This is a genomic window from Haloarcula sp. H-hyl6 (assembly GCF_056934455.1).
The window spans coordinates 732,145-749,555 of record NZ_JBRIIK010000001.1; the positions used below are offsets into that span (position 1 = coordinate 732,145).

Below are 17,411 nucleotides of genomic sequence, written 5' to 3' on the forward strand. Positions count from 1 at the left end.
AGCGACTAATACCCCCCGCACGTACCGACGCCCATGCTCAGAGCGGAGTTCCCCGAGGCGGGCGAGCAGTCCCCGGAGGCGCTGTTGGACGCCTACGAATCGGTACTCGCGTCGACAGTCGAAGTCGTCGGTATCGACGAGGTGGTCGCCGCGACGTCGCTCGACCGCGACACCGTCGAGGCCGTTGCGGCGGGCGATGCCGCCGACCTGACGCTGTCAGAGGCCGCCGCCGTCCTCGCCGCCGACCCGGACCGAACGGACGCCGACGCGATTCAGGCGGAGGCACAGGACATCCTCCTGATGGGGATGACCACGGCCGTGATGGACGTCGAGTCGCTGGCGTCGGGCATCGACGACGAGATGGAGCCCAAAGAGATACAGCAGAAGATAGAGGGACGCTACCCGATGACGCTGGCCGAGTACGCCGTCCTGCACGCGTACATCGAGAGCCAGCAACGGTGACCATGCGAGTCGCGATACTCGGGTGTGGCTACGTCGGCCTCGAACTCGGACGGCAGATGCGAGAGACCCACGAGGTAGTCGGTGTCCGACGCTCCGAAGAGGGCGTGGCCGCCATCGAAGACGCGGGATTCGACGCGGTGCAGGCCGACGTAACGGACGTCGATTCTCTCGACGCCGTGCCAGACGTGGACTGGGTCGTCTTCGCGGCCAGTTCCGGCGGCCGCGGCGCCGAGGCCGCCCGCGAGGTGTACGTCGACGGCCTGCGGACCGCCGTGGACCACTTCTGGGGCCGCGAGGAGGCCCCGGAGCGCCTCGTCTACACGTCGAGTACCGGAGTCTACGGCGACCACGGCGGCGACTGGGTGGACGAATCGACGCCGCTCGACCCGCAGACCGAAAAGACCGAGGTGCTGGCCGAGGCCGAGCGAATCGCTCGCGAACTGCCAGCCGAGTCCGGCGGACACGGCACCGTCGCTCGCTTCGCCGGCCTCTACGGCCCGGACCGCTACCGGCTAGAGCGGTACCTGGAGGGCCCGGTAACCGCGGGCTACCTCAACATGGTCCACCGCGACGACGCCGCCGGTGCGGTACGGTTCCTGTTGGAGGGGGACCACCGCGACGAAGTCGTTCTCGTCGTGGACGACGAACCCGTCGAGAAGTGGGCGTTCGCGGACTGGCTCGCCGAGCAGTGCGGGGTCCCGTTCCCGCCGAAGCAGACGACGGAGGAGCGGTTGGCCGACCCGGACCTCTCGTCGACGGCGAAGCGGCGTATCCGGACCAGCAAACGGTGTTCGAACGACCTGCTACGGTCCCTCGGATACGAGTATGCGTATCCGACGTTTCGGGATGGTTACCGGTCCGCTATCCGGAAGTATCGCCGGCGTTAACGCTGGGGGAACCTTCTTATCGTATCCGGCAGCATCTACCCGTATGTCACAGGTGGCTGCCGGGGACCTAGCGACGCAGGCGCAACGGGTCACCGCCTTCGCCATGGAGAATCCGGCGACAGTCGCCGCCGCCGTCGTCGGCTTCCTCGTCCTCTTCGGCCTCGGGGTGGCGCTCTATCGGTATCTGACTCGCACGCCCGCCGACCACCTCACCTCGATACTGAGTCGCTACGACGAGGTAGCGGTGCTCATGCACCCGAACCCGGACCCGGACGCGATGTCCTCGGCGCTGGCCGTCGACCAGATGGCGGCGGCCGTCGACACCGAGGCGACGCTCTACTACCCCGGCGAGATTCGCCGGCCGGAGAACCGTGCCTTCGAGACGGTACTCGACCTCGACTTCGACCGCATCGAGACGGCAGACGACATCGGTCCGACGCAGGTCGTGCTGGTCGACCACAACGACGCGCGGGGGTTCCCGGGTGCAGGTGACATCGACCCGGTCGCGGTCGTCGACCACCACCCCGGCGACGGGACGGGGAGACAGTTCACCGACGTCAGGACGAACGCCGGAGCCTGTGCGACCATCTTCGCGGAGTACTTCCAGTCGCTCGACTGGGGCTTCTACGACGTCGACACGGCGCTGACCGACGGCGGCGTCGAGACGACCGACGTCCCGACGGACGCCCTCCCGAGTCACGTGGCGACCGGCCTCATCTACGGCATCCAGTCGGATACCCGGTCGCTGACCAACGGGTGTTCCTCCGAGGACTTCGCCGCGGCGGCGTACCTCTACGACGGCATCGACTCCGACCTCCTCAACCGAATCGCCAACCCCCAAATCGACGCCGAAGTCCTCGACGTGAAGGCCAGAGCCATCACCGAGCGCGTGGTCCAGTCGCCGTTCGCGTACAGCGACGTCGGCGAGGTGTCGAACACCGACGCCATCCCACAGGCCGCCGACGAACTGGAGACGCTGGAGGGCGTCTCGGCCGTCGTCGTGGTTGGAGAGTGCGACGGGACCCTCCGCATCGCGGGCCGGTCCCGGGACGACAGAGTCCACATCGGTCGGGCCATCGAGTCCGTCGTCGAGTCGATTCCGATGGGCGAGGGCGGGGGACACGCACGGATGGGCGGCGGGCAGATTCCCGTCGAGTACATGGCCGGCATCGGCCCGAGCGACGGCATCACCCGTGAAGACCTGCGCGAGCGGGTGTTCGAGGCGATGTCCGGCGAGCGCTGAATCTCGCCCCTTTTGTCCGGTCGGCCCGAATGGACGGGTATGGCCACACGGGAGGCGACATGGGCGTACCGGGACGACCACGAGGACTTCGCGCGAACCTTCTACCGCCGCTTCGGCGACGGCGTCGTCTCCAGCGTCGGCGTCGGGACGTATCTGGGCGACCCGACCGACGAGCGCGACGAGGCGTACCACGACGCCATCGTCACGGCGCTCGACGGCGGAGTCAACGTCCTCGATACGGCCATCAACTACCGCCACCAGCGCTCCGAACGCGTCGTCGGTCGGGCGCTATCTGACGCGGACGTGGACCGGGAGGCAGTCGTCGTGGCGACGAAGGGCGGGTTCGTCCCCTTCGACGGCGAGCGGCCCGACAATCCGGGTGCGTACGTGCAATCGGAGTACGTCGACACGGGCATCGTCGACCCCGACGACCTCGTCAGCGGCCAGCACTGCATCGCACCGGCGTTCCTGTCCGACCAGTTGGACCGCTCGCTCGACAACCTCGGACTCGACACCGTTGACCTGTACTACGTCCACAACCCCGAGACGCAACTGGCAGAGAACAGCCGAGAGGAAGTGTACGACCAGCTAGAGGCCGCCTTCGAGCGCCTCGAAGAGCGGGCGGCGGCCGGCGACCTGAACCACTACGGCGTGGCGACGTGGGAGGCGTTCCGCGTCCCACAGAGCCACGACAGCTATCTGTCCCTGCCAGAGGTCGTCGAACGGGCCCGGGCCGCCGCGAAATCCGCCGGCAACGCGGCGACCCACTTCCGGGCCATACAGGTCCCGTTCAACGTGTTCATGGCCGACGCGTTCACCGTGGCCGCCCACGACGGCGCGGACGGCCCCCAGTCAGCGCTGTGGTTCGCTCACGAAGCCGGTCTGAACGTGTTCACGAGCGCCTCGATTATGCAGGGGCGACTCTCGGAGGAGATGCCCGAGAGCGTCGAAGCGCGACTCGACGGCGAGACCCGCGCCCAGCGTGCGCTCAACTTCGCGCGGAGCGCCCCCGGCGTGACCTGTTCGCTGGTCGGGACCGGGTCGGTCGACCACGCCGAGGAGAACGTCGACGCCGGCCGCTACGAACCGCTGGGTGCGGACGCGTTCGACGCGGTCTTCGAGTAGAAACGGTCGGGTCGGCCCGATACGGTGGTGTCTCCGGCGCGTCAGCCCAGTTCTTTCCACTCCGTGCCGCAGTCGGGGCAGACGCGGACCTTCCCGATTTGGTCCGGCTGGTTGTCCGTCGACAGCGGTTCGTCACACGACGTACACGAGAGTCGCCCGTAGCTGTCCTTCTCCACGTCACCCGCACGCAGGGCCTTCCTGACCGAGTCCATGGCCCAACCTGTGACAGCCGTGGGTAAAAAGACCGCGGCGTTTCGGAAGGTCCTTCGGGGCGAGCGACGACTGACGAGTGTGTCTCGACGGTCAGTCTTCGGTTCCCTACTCGGGTTGGTGTTCCTCATCAACCTCGCACGCGTCGTGTTCGCGCCGCTGTTGGAGCCCATCCGGGTGGCGACGGGTGCGAGCGACGCGACGCTCGGACTGCTCGCGACCCTCGTCTGGGCCGGGAGCGCGGTCCCGCGCCTGCCGACCGGGTTCCTGTTGACCCGGGTGAGCAGGGCGCAGGCCATCTTCGGGTCCGGCATCGTCCTGACGCTGGGGACGGCGTTCACCGCGCTGACGACGGACCCGACGTGGCTCCTCGTGGGCGCGTTCACGATGGGGTTGGCCAGTGGCGTCTACATCATCGCCGCCAACACGCTCATCAGCGAACTGTACCCCGACGCGCCGGGCCGCGTCCTCGGGCAACACGGCGTCGCCAGTCAGCTCGCCGCCGTCGCGGCCCCGGCGCTCGTCACAGCGGCGCTCGCTGTCGGCGACTGGCAGGCGACCCTGCGAGCGATGGCCGTCGCCGCGGCGGTGATGACCGTCGTCTTCACCGTGGTCGCCCGCCGGACCGAGTTCCCCGAGGCCGGCCAAGCGGACAGGGACGTCCTCGGGGCGGTCCGGGCGCAGTGGCCCATCGTCCTCACGGCCATCGCGACGCTCGGGTTCACGACGATGGTGTGGAACGGGTTGTTCAACTTCTACGTCACGTACGTCACCACCATCGGTCTCTCGGAGGCGGCGGGGCGGACGCTCCTACAGGTCGCTTTCGGTGCCGGCGTCCCCGCCTTCTACGTGAGCGGGCGGTTGGCCGACCGCTTGCCGAGCCTGCCGTACATCCTCGTCATCGTCGCCGCGTTCACCGCCTGTATCCTCGTCCTGCCGCTGGTCCGGGGATTCTGGCCGCTAGTGGCGTTCAGCGCCGTCATGGGCTACGTCATCCACAGCAGTTTCCCGGCCGTCGACACGTACCTGCTGGGGTCGCTCCCGGACCGCCACCGCGCCAGCGCGTACGCGGCCTACGGCGGAGGCATGATGCTGATACAGGCCCCCGGGAGCCTCGTGGTCGGGGTCCTCCGGGACGCGAACGTCGCATTCCCGACCATCTTCGAGTGGATGGGCGGCGGACTCGTCGTCCTCTTGCTGGTCCTGTTGACCCTGCACTTCAGCGACCGACTGCCGGAGGCGGCCGCGGCCTGAGTCCGGAAACGCTGAAGCCCCTCCGGGTCACGCATCCGGTATGGACCTGACAGCCGACGACCTCGCGGGCGTGGTGGACCTCTTCGGGGCGCTCACCCGGGCCGAACTCGGGCGGGCCTGTTCGGAACTCGCCTTCAAGCGGGGCGAGAACGTCGACGCGGACGCCTTCGACGGGGACGCCGAGGAGGCGCTGGCGTCCTACCACCTTCTCGAGGTCGCCGACCACGACGCGGCCACCGACGACACCCTCCTCGTCGTCGGTCCGGCGGCGTTCCCGACGCTCCCGGACGGCGCGGCCGACCTGCCACACATCATGGACGTTCCGGACAGGACCCTCGACGTCGAGACGCGGGCCCGCGCCGCGGAAGCGCGGTTCCGTGAGGACGCCGTCCTCGCGGTGCAGGCCGACGACGACGAGCGAATCGCCGAGTTGCTGGACGTGAGCTACGACCTCGAAGCGTGGGGACCGGTGGAGCTCGCCGAGGCCCGTGACCGTCTCGACGACGCCTGAGACGACGCGGCGACCCAAGCGAGTTAAGAACGTACGCCGCCTCGGTTCGGGTATGGACTTCGACCGGTTGGCGGCACACGACCCCGTCGTCGTCGACGACGAAGAGCGCGAGGCGGCAGTGGTCGTCCCGGTCGTCACCCGCCGCGACGGCGAGGCCATCCTGTTCACCAAGCGGGCCGACCACCTCCCCGACCACCCCGGGCAGATGTCGTTCCCCGGCGGCGGCTACGAACCGGAGGACGACGACCTCCTCGGGACTGCGCTACGGGAGGCCAACGAGGAGATAGGGTTGGACCCGCAGGCCGCCCACGTCGTCGGTCGGTTGGACGACATCCGGACCGTCTCGCACTACTCGGTTCGGCCCTTCGTCGCGCGCATCCCCGACCGGGAGTACCTCCCGAGCGACGAGGAGGTCGCCGAGGTGGTCGTCCTCCCCGTCGCCGGCCTCACCGACCTCGACAACTACGAGTCAGAACAGCGGGACCACCCCTACTACGGCGAGATTCGACTGCACTTCTTCTACGTGAACGGCTACACCGTGTGGGGGGCGACGGCGCGGATGCTCGTCCAGTTGCTCGAACTGACGACGGACTGGGAGGCCCCCGCCGAACCCGACCGGTACGCCGGCCCGGACGACGCGTTCCCCGAGTCGGTGCGTGACCAGATACGGTGAGAACGACAGGACTTTGCGACCCCAGACGAACTGACTGACGAATGACGGCACTCTCGACCGGGACGCTGGCCGACGTTGGCATCGACGCGATAGCGCTCAAGCCGGCGGAAGTCGACCCGGCGCGCGCCGTCGACGTCGACGTAGGGACTCTCGCCATCGACTACGAGGGTCGGGACCACGTCCCCGACCGCGAGACGCTGGCGACGCTGGCCGACCACGCCGAGGTGCGACTGACGACGCCGGTTCGGGCCGACGGCTACGACCCGTTCGGCGACGATTCCGCGCTCGACGACGTCCCCGAGGCGGTCAGTCGCGTCCTCGTGGCCGGGCACGGGGCCTATCTGACGGGGACGGAAGCGGAGCGGGCGGTCGCACCGCGACTCCGGGCCGCCGCGGCCGACGCCGCCGACCCGTGGGTCGGCACCGAGGGCATCGAGCGCCTCGCGATGGCCGTCGGCGGGACGCAGTACGAACTGCTCTCACGGTCGACCGACAGGGACCTCCGAGCGCTCAGAGCCGCCGGGTTCGACGGCGACGTGGCGGTGTACGCGCCCGTCGTCCTCTCCGGCGACGACGACGCGGTACTCGACGCCGTGGGCGACTACGCCGCTCGCCGCCGACCGGTCCGGACGGCGCTCCCGGAGGGCGCACGGACGGACAGCGCGGCTACCGGACGGGCACGCGACGTCCTCGAACAGGCCGTCCGCGACTACGCACTGGTCGGCCGCCCGGAGACGGTGGCCGACCGAACAGAACAGTTGCGCGAGGCCGGGGCCGACACCGTCGTCGGCTACCCGGCCCGCGGCCTCGGCCCCCTTCTGGGATAGATGCGGGTCGCCGTGGTCGGCGGCGGGTGCGTCGGACTTGTGGTCGCCGGTGACCTCGCGGCACGGGGTACTTCGGTGACCCTCTACGAGCGAGACGAACCCGGGAGCGGCACCACCGGCCGGGCCGCGGGCATCTGCTACGACGCCTTCGCCGGGTCCGTCGACGCCGCCGTGGCCGCCCGCGCGCTCTCGCGCTACCGCGAGTGGGACCTGTTGACGCCGTGTCCGTACGTCTGGCTCGCCCGTGAGGAGGGTGACGCCGCGGCGATTCGCCAGCAGGTTCGGGAGATGCGGGGCCACGGGCGCGACGTCAGCGAACTGTCGCCGGCGTCGCTGAGCGAGCGGTATCCGGCGCTCGATACCGATGGCGTCGTCGCCGCCGGCATCGCCCACGCGGCCGGGACCCTAGACCCCGAGACTGTCGTGACGTCGCTGGCCGCACGCGCTCGGTCGGTAGGTGCCGACGTCCGGACGGACACGCCAGTCACGCTCGGCGGCCCGACGCGCGTCGAGACGGCCGACGGGACCGAGACGTTCGACGCCGTCGTCGTGGCGGCCGGACACGCGACGAAATCGCTGGTGGCCGACGTCGGCGTCTCGCTCGCGCTGGCGACCTATCGAGCGCAGGCGCTCGTCACCGACCCCGTCGATGCCGCGCTTCCGTCGCTGTACGACGCCACCGAGGAGTACTACTGGCGACCGACGGGAGCGCGACTGCTCGTCGGCGACGGTGCCCACGCCGCGACCCCCGAAGACTGGAATCCGTCGGCCGACCCCGAGTTCGTCGACTCGGCGTTGGCGAGGGTCCGAGCGGCGACCGCCCTCTCGCCCTCGGTCGCTCGCTCGTGGGCCGGCCTGTGTACCGCGACCCCCGACCGGGACCCCCTCGTCGGGCGGGTCGTCGACGGCCTCTGGGTCGCCACCGGATGGCAGGGCCACGGACTGATGCGTGCGCCCGCGGTGGGTGAGTTCCTCGCCGAACGCGTTCTCGGTGCCGACCCGACGCTCGACGTGCCGCTGAAACCGCGAGTCGACCCGACGCGGTTCGACGGCGACGAGTCGTTTCACCCGCTGGGCGACCCGACGGCCGACTGGTGACGTATGCGCCGTAAAACAGCGTATCCGCGGTCGCGTTACTCCTCGGCGTCGTCTCTTGCGTGTTCGTCCACGGACTCTTCGGCGTCGTCGGACGCCACCTCGTCCGCATTCTCGCTCTCGGCGGGCTCTACCTTCGGGATGCGGACCTGCAACGTCCCGTCGTGCTTCAGCGTCGCCGTCCCCGCTTCGGCGTCGACGACGGCGTCCTCGGGGAGCGTGACCGACCCGTCCAGCGCCAGTCCCCGTCCGGGGTAGCGCATATCGAAGCCGTCGCGGAAGTCCCGGAAACGGTCGATGCGGACCTCCACTCGGTCCTCGACGTACCGGACCTGCACGTCGCTCGCGGTGGCACCGGGGGCGTCGAAGACGACTAAGTAGGCGTCCTCGGACTCCAGTAGGTCCGCCGGCAGCGGCTTGTTCTCCTGCACCCGGCCGGCGGCCCGGCCGATGTTCTCGAAGATAGCGTTGCCGATAGACTCCCCGATGCCGCGAATCATAGCTCCACGGCCTCCAGACAGTCGGTGCCCCCGCAGTACGGACAGTCGAAGTCCGCGACACCGACGTCGTCCGGCATGTCGTACGTGTAGTGCAGCTCGAACATGTCGAGCGTACAGTCGTCGTCGGTGCAGACGACTTCCAGAGTGGCTGGCATGGTTTCCGGTTGGTCTGTGAGACTCAAACCGCTTTCGGAGGCGGCACTCGCCACCCAGTCGGCCGAACATTGATTACCGCGCCAGTCGAGCGGTCGGGCATGGGTTCCGGTGTTCTGGGAGTGGACTTCAGCGGCGCGAGCGCGGCCGGCGACGCCCTCTGGGTGACCGAGGCCTCGCGCACCGCCGCGGGGTTGCGAATCGACGCGTGCTACCGTGCGACAGACGAGTGGGGCCGTGACCGCGAGACCGCCCACGCAGGGCTCGTCGAGCGAATCGCGGCCGACGACGTCGAGACGGTCGGCCTCGACTTCCCGTTCAGTCTCCCTCAGTCGTTGCTCGACGCCCAGTGCGGCGGCGACTGGCGGGGGTTCCTCGAGTGGGTCGGGAGCGATAGCGGCCCGGCCAGTCCGGACGCGTTCTCGGAGGTGTGTCGCCACACCGCCGAGATGGCCGTCGGGAAGCGCGACGTGCGCCGGGAGACGGACGCCCGCCGGGCGGCGCTGTGCCCGTACACGAACCGGGTCCGGAGTATGACCTACCACGGCGCTCGGGACGTCCTCGGCCGCCTCGCCGACAGGCCCGACACGGCCGTCGCGCCCATGCAGGGCCACGACGCCGGGACCGTCGTCTGTGAGGTGTACCCGGCCGCGACGTTCGGGTGGCTGGGCTGTTACCGCGAGGGGTACAAGACGACGGAGGGCGCGGGTGCGCGCCGCGAAACCAACGTCGAAGCCGTCGAGACATGTGGTGTCGCATTGAGCGACCACCGCGAGGCGTACCTCGAACACCACGACGCACTGGACTCGCTCGCGGCCGCCGTCTCCGCCGGACGAGTGGCCGACGGTGCCCGACCACGCCCCGTCGGCACCGTCGAGGAAGGCTGTATCTACGTGTAGTCGCTCTCCCGAGGTATTTCCGTCCGCGCCCGATAGGACGTCCATGACCGACGAGCACGGCGGGTTCGAGGGGGTCCGCGAGAACGTCGACGGCCACCCCATGGTGAACCTCGTCGCCTACGCGACGCCGTACTGGGTGCGCCTCCTCGTCGGCGTCTGCGCCGCGTTCTGCACCCGATTCGCCCGCCTCGTCCCACCCATCGTCGTCGCGGCGGCCATCGACCGCGTGATTCTCGGCAGCGGCGACCCCGGCCTGCTGACGGCCGTCGGACTGCTCCCGGGTGGCAGCATCACCGACCGAGCGGCCCAACTCGCGCTACTCCGGCGACTCGTTACTATCGCCGCCGTCGCGTATCTCGTCCGGTCGGTGACTCGCTTCGCCTCCCGGTACCTGCTCCAGTCGACCGCACAGAAGATACAGCGCGACCTCCGGAACGACACGTACGACCACCTCCAGCACCTCTCGATGGACTTCTTCGCCAACCACCAGACCGGCGGGATGATGTCCATCCTCAACAGCGACATCAACCGGCTGGAGTCGTTTCTCAACACCGAGTTCCGCCAACTGATTCGGGTGGTGGCCACCGTCGGCGGTATCGCCGCCGTGCTCTACTGGCACTCGCCGACGCTGGCGCTCATCGCGCTCGCCCCGGTTCCCATCATCGGCGTCGCCAGCGGCTACTTCCTCACGTGGATAGAGCCGCGCTATCGGTCTATTCGCCGCACCGTCTCCAGACTCAACACCCGGCTGGAGAACAACCTGAGCGGCGCGCCGGTCATCAAGGCGTTCGACCGCTACGCGTTCGAGAACGAACGCGTCCGCGAGCAGAGCCAGACCTACCACGACGAGAAGGTGGCGGCGCTCCGGGTCCGACGGGCCTTCTTCGCCGGCCTGCGACTGCTGACCGGCGTCGTCTTCGTCGGCATCCTGTACGTCGCGGGGACGGACTTCGTCACCAGCGCCGACGGCGAGGCCGTCCTGCAGACGGGGACGTTCGCGCTGTTCTTCCTCTACCTGCGCCGCCTGTACTCGCCGATGCGTCGGGTGGGAAAGTCGGCGAACAAGTACCAACTCGCCAAGTCCAGCGCCGAGCGCGTCTTCGGGTTGCTCGGACAGTCGCCCGCCATCACCGACCCCGACGACCCGTACGAACCTGCGCACATCGAGGGGGCCGTCGCCTTCGAGGACGTGACCTTCGGCTACGAACCCGAGCGGCCGGTCGTCCGGAACGTCTCGCTCGACGTGCCGGCGGGCGCGACCATCGGACTGGCCGGACCGACCGGGGCCGGGAAGTCGACGCTCCTGAAACTCCTCCCCCGGTTCCACGACGTGGACTCGGGGTCGGTGCGAGTCGACGGCGTGGACGTCCGGCAGTACGGCCTCCAGTCGCTCCGCGACGACGTGGCCGTCGTCGAACAGCAACCGTACCTGTTCTCGGGCACCGTCGCCGAGAACGTCGCCTACGGCGACCGGGCGGTGCTCGACGGCGAGCGCGAGGGCGACGCCAGCGCCCGTGAGCGGGTTCGAGAGGCCGCACGCGCCGCACAGGCCCACGAGTTCGTCACCGACCTCCCCGAGGGGTACGACACAGAAATCGGCGAGCGCGGCGTCAAACTGTCGGGCGGACAACGACAGCGCGTCGCCATCGCCCGCGCACTGCTGAACGACCCGGCGATAATCATCTTCGACGAGGCCACCAGCGACGTCGACACGGAGACCGAAGAGCGCATCCAGCAGAGCATCGAGCGTCTCGTGGAGGACCGCACCGCCTTCGTCATCGCCCACCGCCTCTCGACGATACAGGACGCCGACCGCATCGTCGTCATGGACGACGGCGAAATCGTCGAGCGCGGGAGCCACGAGGCCCTGCTCTCGGCCGAGGGCGACTACGCCGACCTCTGGTACGCACAGGCCGACGAGCGTCCGGTCAGCGCCGACGACTGACGCGCCGCTCCGTCCCCGTCTGGGTCCCGCGCCAGACGCCGAGACGTCGCTGATTCGGAGGCGTTCCCGTTCCCGAACACGCGAACGGCGAGACCGTTCCGCCGGAGCGGGCGGCTTTTTGCGCCTGCCGCCCCTCTGTGGACCATGACCACCGCCGAGGACCGAGCGGTCAGGCGAATCGAGCGCGTCGCCCGGACGCTCGACGAGAGCGTCAGGCTTCCGGGCGTCGGCGTCCGCGTCGGTATCGACCCCTTGCTCGGCCTCCTGCCGGTCGCCGGCGACGTCGTGGCCGGCCTCTGCTCGCTGTATATCGTCGTCGAAGCCGTCAGACTCGGCGTCTCCCGCCGGACGCTGGCCCGGATGTGTCTCAACGTCGCGCTGGACGTCGTCGTCGGTAGTCTGCCGCTACTCGGGGACGTCTTCGACGCGCTCTGGAAAGCCAACGTCAGAAACGTCGCCCTCGTCCGAGAGGAGTTGTCGACCCGGGAGTGAACGGGCCCGCTACGCCGCCATCGCCTCGTTGACGGTGTAGAGCAGGGCGCGGTACTTGTCGCCGTGGAAGTCCCACATCGTCATCCCGCCGAAGTCGTTCTCGACGACGTACTCGGCTTTCATCGCCACCGAGCGCATGTTGTCGTAGCTGACGAACTCGCCGTCGGCCTTCGAGTAGAGGAACGGCGCGGCCGCGTCGTCGTGCCAGTGGTACTCGTAGTCGTTGTCGGCGTTGACGTTGTACTCGATGTCCCAGAAGTCGTAGACGCCCCGCTCCTCGGACGGGCGCGTCCCGTCGGGCACATCCTCGAACGGCCTGTCGAACCCGCGGTTGCCCGGTTCGACGCCGGTGTAGCCGCGGCCGAAGGTGGCGAACGTCAGGTTCAGTTTCGACGAGTCGATGGGTTGGGCCTTCCACGACTCCATGGCGTTGGCGACGTAGTAGGGGAAGTCCGGGACGCTGTCGGGGTACGGGTTGTACAGCGGCGCGCCGAACCCGGTCCGCTCGTCCCACGGTCCGGCGAAGTCGTACGCGACGACGTTGACCCTGTCGAGGGCGTCCGCTATCTCGGCGACGACGAGTTGCTCGGCGAAGTTCGGGTTGATGGCCGCCGAGAGGCTCAGTTCGTAGCGCTTGCCGTCCTCCTCGCCCGCCTCGTCGAGGCGTCGCCGGACGGACTGGATGAGGAGAGAGAACTGGCGGATGTCCCCGTCACGGGTGTACTCGTCGGCGTTCTCCCCGCTGGGGTAGCGCCAGTCGAGGTCCAATCCGTCGAAGTCGTACTCGCGCATCAGTTCGACGGCGGTGCGCGCGAAGCGGGCACGGCGAGTGCCGTCGACCGTCGCCCGCGAGTAGTACTGCGAGGCGAAGAAGCCCCCGATGGAGAGAATCATCTTCGTGTCGGGGTGGCGACGCTTGCGGTCCCGAAACGCGGCGAGGTTGCGCGTGTCGGCGAACCGGTCGGCATAGTCGACGCTCCCGTCCTCCTCGACGGCCAGATAGGCGTACTGGAGGTGGGTGACTTGGTCGAGGGGGACGTCGCTCGGCATGTAACCGCGCTCGTACCGGGACCACGACGGGTAGATGCCCACCACAGTCTTCCCCTCCGGCGGGGTGTTCGTGGCGTCCAGCGTCGCGTGAATCGGTCCGCGACGGGCACCGGTGGCCTCCCCGACCATACTCACGGCCGCCGTGGCGCCGAGGGCGCTCAAGAAGTCTCTGCGCGACAGTGCAGGTTTCATAATCTTACATATACGTACGCAAACGAAATATATAATTATTGTGAGTGATACAATCTCGGTGCGTATCTGGGCAGGACGGGCCGCGGCGTGACCGACCAGACACCGTTTTAGGCGTCGAGCGTCAACCCGGGCGCATGACCGTAGACCCCGAGACGCTCGACGTGACCATCGTCGACGGCTACGTCGACGAACCCGCCCACTTCGGGGTTCCGCCCTACGTCTCGACGTATCCGCGGTACGCCGCCGGTGCGATGGTCGACGCCGGCGTCCCCCGCGAACAGATAACATATCACACCATCGACGAACTCCGCGAGGAGCGCCACCTGTGGCGCGACGTGGAGGAGGCGGACCTCATGGTGTACGTCGGCGGGATGACCGTCCCCGGGAAGTACGTCGGCGGGACGCCCGCCGAACCCGACGAGGTGCGCAAGTTGGCGTGGACGGCCGACGGGACGAGCGTCATCGGCGGCCCGGTCCGCTTCGGCGTCGGCGAGGCCAACGAGGGAGCCAGCGAGACGGCCCGCGACGACCTCGACTTCGACTTCCTCGCCATGGCCGACGTCGAGGCGGCCGTCTACGACCTCGTGGACTCCGGGTTGGAGGGGTTCGAGAACCGCTACCGCTCCGTCGAGGAAGAGACCCGGTGGGCCCGCGCCGGTGCGTTCGTCGTCGAACAGCACCCGAACCACCCGGACTACCTCATCTGCGAGATGGAGACGTCGCGGGGGTGTCCGTACCGCTGTTCGTTCTGCACCGAACCGATGTACGGCAATCCGGACTTCCGGCCGCCCGAGAGCGTCGTGGACGAAGTCGACGCCCTCTCGGACCGCGGGGTCAAGCACTTCCGCCTCGGCCGGCAGGCCGACATCCTCGCTTACGGGGGCGACGGCGAAGCCCCGAATCCCGATGCCCTCCGACGTCTCTACGGCGGCATCCGCGAGGTGGCCCCCAACCTGGAGACTCTCCACCTCGACAACATGAACCCCATCACCATCGTGAAGTGGCCGGAGAAGGCCCGCGAAGGGATTCGCATCATCGCGGAGCACAACACGCCGGGCGACACCGCCGCCTTCGGCCTCGAATCGGCCGACCCCGCCGTCCAGAGCGACAACAACCTCAACGTCACCGCCGACGAGTGCTTCGAGGCGGTCAAAATCGTCAACGAGGTGGGCGGGTTCCGTCCGGGCGGTGACCGCGAGTCGGCGCCGAACCACGGCGACGACGCGGCCCGTCGACTCCCGAAACTCCTGCCGGGCATCAACCTCGTCCACGGCCTGAAAGGCGAGACGCGGGAGACGTTCGAACACAACAAGCGGTTCCTCCAGCGCGTCTACGACGAGGGGCTGATGTTGCGTCGTGTGAACATCCGACAGGTCATGGCCTTCGAAGGCACCGACATGGCGGACACCGGCGCGGACATCGCCAAGGACCACAAGCAACTGTTTAAGCAGTACAAACGAGAGGTTAGGGAGACCATCGACAACCCGATGCTCCAGCGCGTCGCCCCCTCTGGCACCGTTTTACCCGACGTTCACCTCGAATACCATCAGGACGGCAAGACGTTCGGTCGGCAACTCGGCACCTACCCGCTGTTGGTCGGACTCCCCGGCGAACGGGAACTCGGACGGACGATAGACGTCGCCATCACCGACCACGGCTACCGGTCGGTGACCGGGGTTCCCTACCCACTGGACGTCAACAGCGCCTCTATGGACGAATTGGCGACGATTCCGGGCGTCGGCAAGAGTCGCGCCGGCGACATCCTCGTAGGGAGGCCTTACGAATCCGGGGCCGAGGTCGGCGAGGACCTTTCGGAGTTTCTCACGGCCCGGTCGTCGGGCGACGCGGACTGACGAATCGCCCTCCCCGGCGGCCTCAGGGGTCGAGGCCCAGGCGTTCGACCGCATCCCGGTGCCCGAAGGCGATTTCTACCGGCCGCCCCGCCTTAACACCTGTCTAGAGCGTTAATACGCCGTTGTGGGGAATCGCGGCGCTCGAACGAACAGAAGGTACTTCTGGCTCCCTCGCACACTGGGCAACAATGAACGACGTCGAGGTGAGCGTGGTCCTTCCCGCCTACAACGAGGAGGACACCATCGAGCGGACCGTCTCAGTCACGCTGGAGACGCTCGCCGCCTTTCTTCCCGAAGGCACGTTCGAAGTCATCGTCGCCGAGGACGGCTGTGAAGACCGGACGCCGGAGATAGCCACCCGCCTCGCGGCGGAAGACGACCGAGTCCGACACATCCACTCTGACCGCCGTCTCGGACGCGGGGGCGCGCTAGAGTACGCCTTCGAACGCGCCGACGGTGGGACGTTGGTGTACTTCGACACCGACCTCGCGACGGACATGGACCACCTCGAGGAACTCGTCGAGAGCGTCCGCTCCGGCGAGTACGACGTGGCCACGGGGTCGCGCTGGATGCCCGAGAACCGCGCCGACCGGCCGGCCAAGCGCGGTATCCCGAGCATCGGGTACAACACGCTCGTCCGCACTATCCTGCGCTCGGACCTGAAAGACCACCAGTGCGGGTTCAAGGCGTTCGACCGCGCCGCGTTCGAGGCGCTCGGTCCGACCATCGACGACGAACACTGGTTCTGGGACACCGAGTTGCTCGTGAAGGCCCAGCGGCGCGGGTTCCGCGTCAAGGAGTTCCCCGTCGACTGGGAACCGAAGGGCGACTCGAAGGTGGACATCGTCCGGGACGTGTTCGGGATGGGGAGCCAGATTCTGCGGACGTGGTGGGAACTGTCCGTCAGCCCCCGCATCACCCGCCGCGTCTCGCTCGGCGCGGGGACGGCGCTCGTCGTCGTCGCCCTCCTGTTGATGACCCAGTACCTGAACCCCCAGACAGTCCTGGACGAGATGGCCGGTGCGGACCCGACGCTGATACTGGTGAGCGCCGCCGTCTACGCGCTCTCGTGGCCGCTTCGGGGCGCGCGCTACCGCGACATCCTCCAGTCGATGGGGTACCACGAGCGCTGGGACTTCCTCACCGGCGCGGTGTTCATCAGCCAGACGGGGAACCTCGTGTTCCCGGCACGACTCGGTGACGGTGTCCGCGCCTACGTGGTGAAGGCGCGACGCTCGATTCCGTACCCGACGGGATTCGCCTCGCTGGCCGTCGAGCGCGTCTTCGACCTGCTGACCATCACGCTGCTGGCCGGCGTCGTGATGATGGGGCTCGCGGCGACGGGGTCGGCCGACACGCTGGTCGGTGCGGTCACCGGCGACGTGGCCGGCGGTGACGCCGCCGCGAGCGGGCAGACGGCCATCGCGGTCGCCGCGTTCGTCGGTGTGGCCGCTATCGGCGCCGTCGTCGCCATCGTCGCCAGCGCCCACTCCGACCGGAACCTCGTCCGACGGACGGTCGGTCGTCTGAGCGACGACTCCTACGCCGACTACGTCGCGGGGGTCGTAGAGCGGTTCGTCGGCGACGTGCAGACGGTGGCCGGGGACGGCCGGTCGTTCGCCCGCGTCGGACTCGGGAGCCTCGTCATCTGGGCGCTGGACGTGGTGACGGCCTTGTTGGTCTTCGCCGCGTTCGGCCACGCGCTCACCCCCTCGCTGGTCGCCGTCGGCTTCTTCGCCGTCAGCGTCGGGAACCTCGCGAAGGTCCTCCCGCTCACGCCCGGCGGCGTGGGCCTGTACGAGGGCGCGTTCACCGTCATCGTCGTCCCGCTCACCCCGGCCGGCATCGGCGTGGCGACGGCGCTCTCCGTCGCTATCGTCGACCACGCCGTGAAGAACGTCGTCACTATCCTCGGCGGCGTCACCTCGATGGCGTGGCTCAACGTCTCGCTGACCAAGGCCGTCGAGGAGTCCCGGACCGCCGCCGACGTCGAACCCGAGGCGAACGACTGACGACCGGCGCGCCGGCGTGGCGCTTTCG

18 protein-coding genes are annotated in these 17,411 nt (G+C 68.7%); 14 read left to right on the top strand and 4 right to left on the bottom strand.

Annotation, left to right across the window (positions count from 1 at the left end):
- The first annotated feature begins 33 nt into the window (after positions 1-33).
- From Hhyl6_RS03795 to Hhyl6_RS03810, 4 genes are read left to right on the top strand one after another with little or no spacing between them, the layout of a single operon-like run.
- On the top strand, positions 34-462 hold the full coding sequence (locus Hhyl6_RS03795) for a DUF5791 family protein (RefSeq protein WP_483737896.1): 429 nt from the start codon (positions 34-36) through the stop codon (positions 460-462).
- Positions 463-464: 2 nt separating this feature from the next.
- A complete protein-coding gene (locus tag Hhyl6_RS03800; protein WP_483739664.1) occupies positions 465-1,349 on the top strand; it encodes an SDR family oxidoreductase in 885 nt (294 codons plus the stop codon).
- A gap of 43 nt (positions 1,350-1,392) precedes the next feature.
- Positions 1,393-2,592 carry a DHH family phosphoesterase gene (locus Hhyl6_RS03805; RefSeq protein WP_483737897.1) on the top strand — a complete coding sequence of 400 codons (1,200 nt, stop codon included), beginning with the start codon at positions 1,393-1,395 and terminating at the stop codon, positions 2,590-2,592.
- 39 nt (positions 2,593-2,631) lie between these two features.
- Positions 2,632-3,717, top strand: coding sequence for an aldo/keto reductase (locus tag Hhyl6_RS03810; RefSeq protein WP_483737898.1), 1,086 nt, complete (start codon positions 2,632-2,634; stop codon positions 3,715-3,717).
- Positions 3,718-3,758: 41 nt separating this feature from the next.
- On the opposite strand, the gene Hhyl6_RS03815 is transcribed toward Hhyl6_RS03810, so the two are convergent.
- Complete coding sequence (locus Hhyl6_RS03815; protein ID WP_483737899.1) at positions 3,759-3,929, bottom strand: HVO_0758 family zinc finger protein; 171 nt, start codon at positions 3,927-3,929, stop codon at positions 3,759-3,761.
- Positions 3,930-4,044: 115 nt separating this feature from the next.
- Here Hhyl6_RS03815 and Hhyl6_RS03820 point away from each other — a divergent pair, with 115 nt between their 5' ends.
- The 5 genes from Hhyl6_RS03820 to Hhyl6_RS03840 are packed head-to-tail and all read left to right on the top strand — an operon-like array spanning position 4,045 to position 8,290.
- Positions 4,045-5,181, top strand: coding sequence for an MFS transporter (locus Hhyl6_RS03820; protein ID WP_483739665.1), 1,137 nt, complete (start codon positions 4,045-4,047; stop codon positions 5,179-5,181).
- Positions 5,182-5,221: 40 nt separating this feature from the next.
- On the top strand, positions 5,222-5,692 hold the full coding sequence (locus Hhyl6_RS03825) for a DUF7109 family protein (RefSeq protein ID WP_483737900.1): 471 nt from the start codon (positions 5,222-5,224) through the stop codon (positions 5,690-5,692).
- Between the two features lie 52 nt (positions 5,693-5,744).
- Positions 5,745-6,365, top strand: coding sequence for an NUDIX hydrolase (locus Hhyl6_RS03830; RefSeq protein WP_483737901.1), 621 nt, complete (start codon positions 5,745-5,747; stop codon positions 6,363-6,365).
- Positions 6,366-6,406: 41 nt separating this feature from the next.
- Positions 6,407-7,192, top strand: a complete 786-nt coding sequence (locus Hhyl6_RS03835; protein ID WP_483737902.1) for a DUF7388 family protein — start codon at positions 6,407-6,409, stop codon at positions 7,190-7,192.
- Complete coding sequence (locus tag Hhyl6_RS03840) at positions 7,193-8,290, top strand: NAD(P)/FAD-dependent oxidoreductase (protein WP_483737903.1); 1,098 nt, start codon at positions 7,193-7,195, stop codon at positions 8,288-8,290.
- A 35-nt stretch (positions 8,291-8,325) separates the two neighbouring features.
- Here Hhyl6_RS03840 and Hhyl6_RS03845 read toward each other — a convergent pair whose 3' ends face one another.
- Together Hhyl6_RS03845 and Hhyl6_RS03850 are read right to left on the bottom strand one after the other, a co-directional pair.
- Positions 8,326-8,787 (bottom strand): Hsp20/alpha crystallin family protein, encoded by a 462-nt coding sequence (locus Hhyl6_RS03845; RefSeq protein ID WP_483737904.1) that lies wholly within the window; start codon positions 8,785-8,787, stop codon positions 8,326-8,328.
- Positions 8,784-8,942 carry a DUF7559 family protein gene (locus tag Hhyl6_RS03850; RefSeq protein WP_483737905.1) on the bottom strand — a complete coding sequence of 53 codons (159 nt, stop codon included), beginning with the start codon at positions 8,940-8,942 and terminating at the stop codon, positions 8,784-8,786. Before Hhyl6_RS03850 ends, Hhyl6_RS03845 begins: the two co-directional genes overlap by 4 nt.
- 99 nt (positions 8,943-9,041) lie before the next feature.
- Here Hhyl6_RS03850 and Hhyl6_RS03855 point away from each other — a divergent pair, with 99 nt between their 5' ends.
- From Hhyl6_RS03855 to Hhyl6_RS03865, 3 genes are all read left to right on the top strand, one after another.
- Positions 9,042-9,839 (top strand): DUF429 domain-containing protein, encoded by a 798-nt coding sequence (locus Hhyl6_RS03855; RefSeq protein ID WP_483737906.1) that lies wholly within the window; start codon positions 9,042-9,044, stop codon positions 9,837-9,839.
- Positions 9,840-9,882: 43 nt separating this feature from the next.
- Positions 9,883-11,784, top strand: a complete 1,902-nt coding sequence (locus Hhyl6_RS03860) for an ABC transporter ATP-binding protein (protein WP_483737907.1) — start codon at positions 9,883-9,885, stop codon at positions 11,782-11,784.
- Positions 11,785-11,928: 144 nt separating this feature from the next.
- The gene (locus tag Hhyl6_RS03865) at positions 11,929-12,276 is read left to right on the top strand and encodes a DUF4112 domain-containing protein (RefSeq protein ID WP_483737908.1); all 348 of its coding nucleotides are present in this window, start codon (positions 11,929-11,931) and stop codon (positions 12,274-12,276) included.
- 9 nt (positions 12,277-12,285) lie between these two features.
- Here Hhyl6_RS03865 and Hhyl6_RS03870 read toward each other — a convergent pair whose 3' ends face one another.
- Positions 12,286-13,518 carry a glycoside hydrolase family 18 protein gene (locus Hhyl6_RS03870; RefSeq protein WP_483737909.1) on the bottom strand — a complete coding sequence of 411 codons (1,233 nt, stop codon included), beginning with the start codon at positions 13,516-13,518 and terminating at the stop codon, positions 12,286-12,288.
- 134 nt (positions 13,519-13,652) lie between these two features.
- Here Hhyl6_RS03870 and Hhyl6_RS03875 point away from each other — a divergent pair, with 134 nt between their 5' ends.
- The gene (locus tag Hhyl6_RS03875; protein ID WP_483737910.1) at positions 13,653-15,371 is read left to right on the top strand and encodes a radical SAM protein; all 1,719 of its coding nucleotides are present in this window, start codon (positions 13,653-13,655) and stop codon (positions 15,369-15,371) included.
- Between the two features lie 188 nt (positions 15,372-15,559).
- Positions 15,560-17,383, top strand: coding sequence for a flippase-like domain-containing protein (locus Hhyl6_RS03880; RefSeq protein WP_483737911.1), 1,824 nt, complete (start codon positions 15,560-15,562; stop codon positions 17,381-17,383).
- Positions 17,384-17,411: the final 28 nt, after the last annotated feature.

Bases quoted from the DNA above. Each gene is read 5' to 3' on its own strand.
- Hhyl6_RS03795 (WP_483737896.1), top strand. From the start codon at position 34: ATGCTCAGAGCGGAGTTCCCCGAGGCGGGCGAGCAGTCCCCGGAGGCG.
- Hhyl6_RS03800 (WP_483739664.1), top strand. From the start codon at position 465: ATGCGAGTCGCGATACTCGGGTGTGGCTACGTCGGCCTCGAACTCGGA.
- Hhyl6_RS03805 (WP_483737897.1), top strand. From the start codon at position 1,393: ATGTCACAGGTGGCTGCCGGGGACCTAGCGACGCAGGCGCAACGGGTC.
- Hhyl6_RS03810 (WP_483737898.1), top strand. From the start codon at position 2,632: ATGGCCACACGGGAGGCGACATGGGCGTACCGGGACGACCACGAGGAC.
- Hhyl6_RS03815 (WP_483737899.1), bottom strand. From the start codon at position 3,929: ATGGACTCGGTCAGGAAGGCCCTGCGTGCGGGTGACGTGGAGAAGGAC.
- Hhyl6_RS03825 (WP_483737900.1), top strand. From the start codon at position 5,222: ATGGACCTGACAGCCGACGACCTCGCGGGCGTGGTGGACCTCTTCGGG.
- Hhyl6_RS03830 (WP_483737901.1), top strand. From the start codon at position 5,745: ATGGACTTCGACCGGTTGGCGGCACACGACCCCGTCGTCGTCGACGAC.
- Hhyl6_RS03835 (WP_483737902.1), top strand. From the start codon at position 6,407: ATGACGGCACTCTCGACCGGGACGCTGGCCGACGTTGGCATCGACGCG.
- Hhyl6_RS03840 (WP_483737903.1), top strand. From the start codon at position 7,193: ATGCGGGTCGCCGTGGTCGGCGGCGGGTGCGTCGGACTTGTGGTCGCC.
- Hhyl6_RS03845 (WP_483737904.1), bottom strand. From the start codon at position 8,787: ATGATTCGCGGCATCGGGGAGTCTATCGGCAACGCTATCTTCGAGAAC.
- Hhyl6_RS03850 (WP_483737905.1), bottom strand. From the start codon at position 8,942: ATGCCAGCCACTCTGGAAGTCGTCTGCACCGACGACGACTGTACGCTC.
- Hhyl6_RS03855 (WP_483737906.1), top strand. From the start codon at position 9,042: ATGGGTTCCGGTGTTCTGGGAGTGGACTTCAGCGGCGCGAGCGCGGCC.
- Hhyl6_RS03860 (WP_483737907.1), top strand. From the start codon at position 9,883: ATGACCGACGAGCACGGCGGGTTCGAGGGGGTCCGCGAGAACGTCGAC.
- Hhyl6_RS03865 (WP_483737908.1), top strand. From the start codon at position 11,929: ATGACCACCGCCGAGGACCGAGCGGTCAGGCGAATCGAGCGCGTCGCC.
- Hhyl6_RS03870 (WP_483737909.1), bottom strand. From the start codon at position 13,518: ATGAAACCTGCACTGTCGCGCAGAGACTTCTTGAGCGCCCTCGGCGCC.
- Hhyl6_RS03875 (WP_483737910.1), top strand. From the start codon at position 13,653: ATGACCGTAGACCCCGAGACGCTCGACGTGACCATCGTCGACGGCTAC.
- Hhyl6_RS03880 (WP_483737911.1), top strand. From the start codon at position 15,560: ATGAACGACGTCGAGGTGAGCGTGGTCCTTCCCGCCTACAACGAGGAG.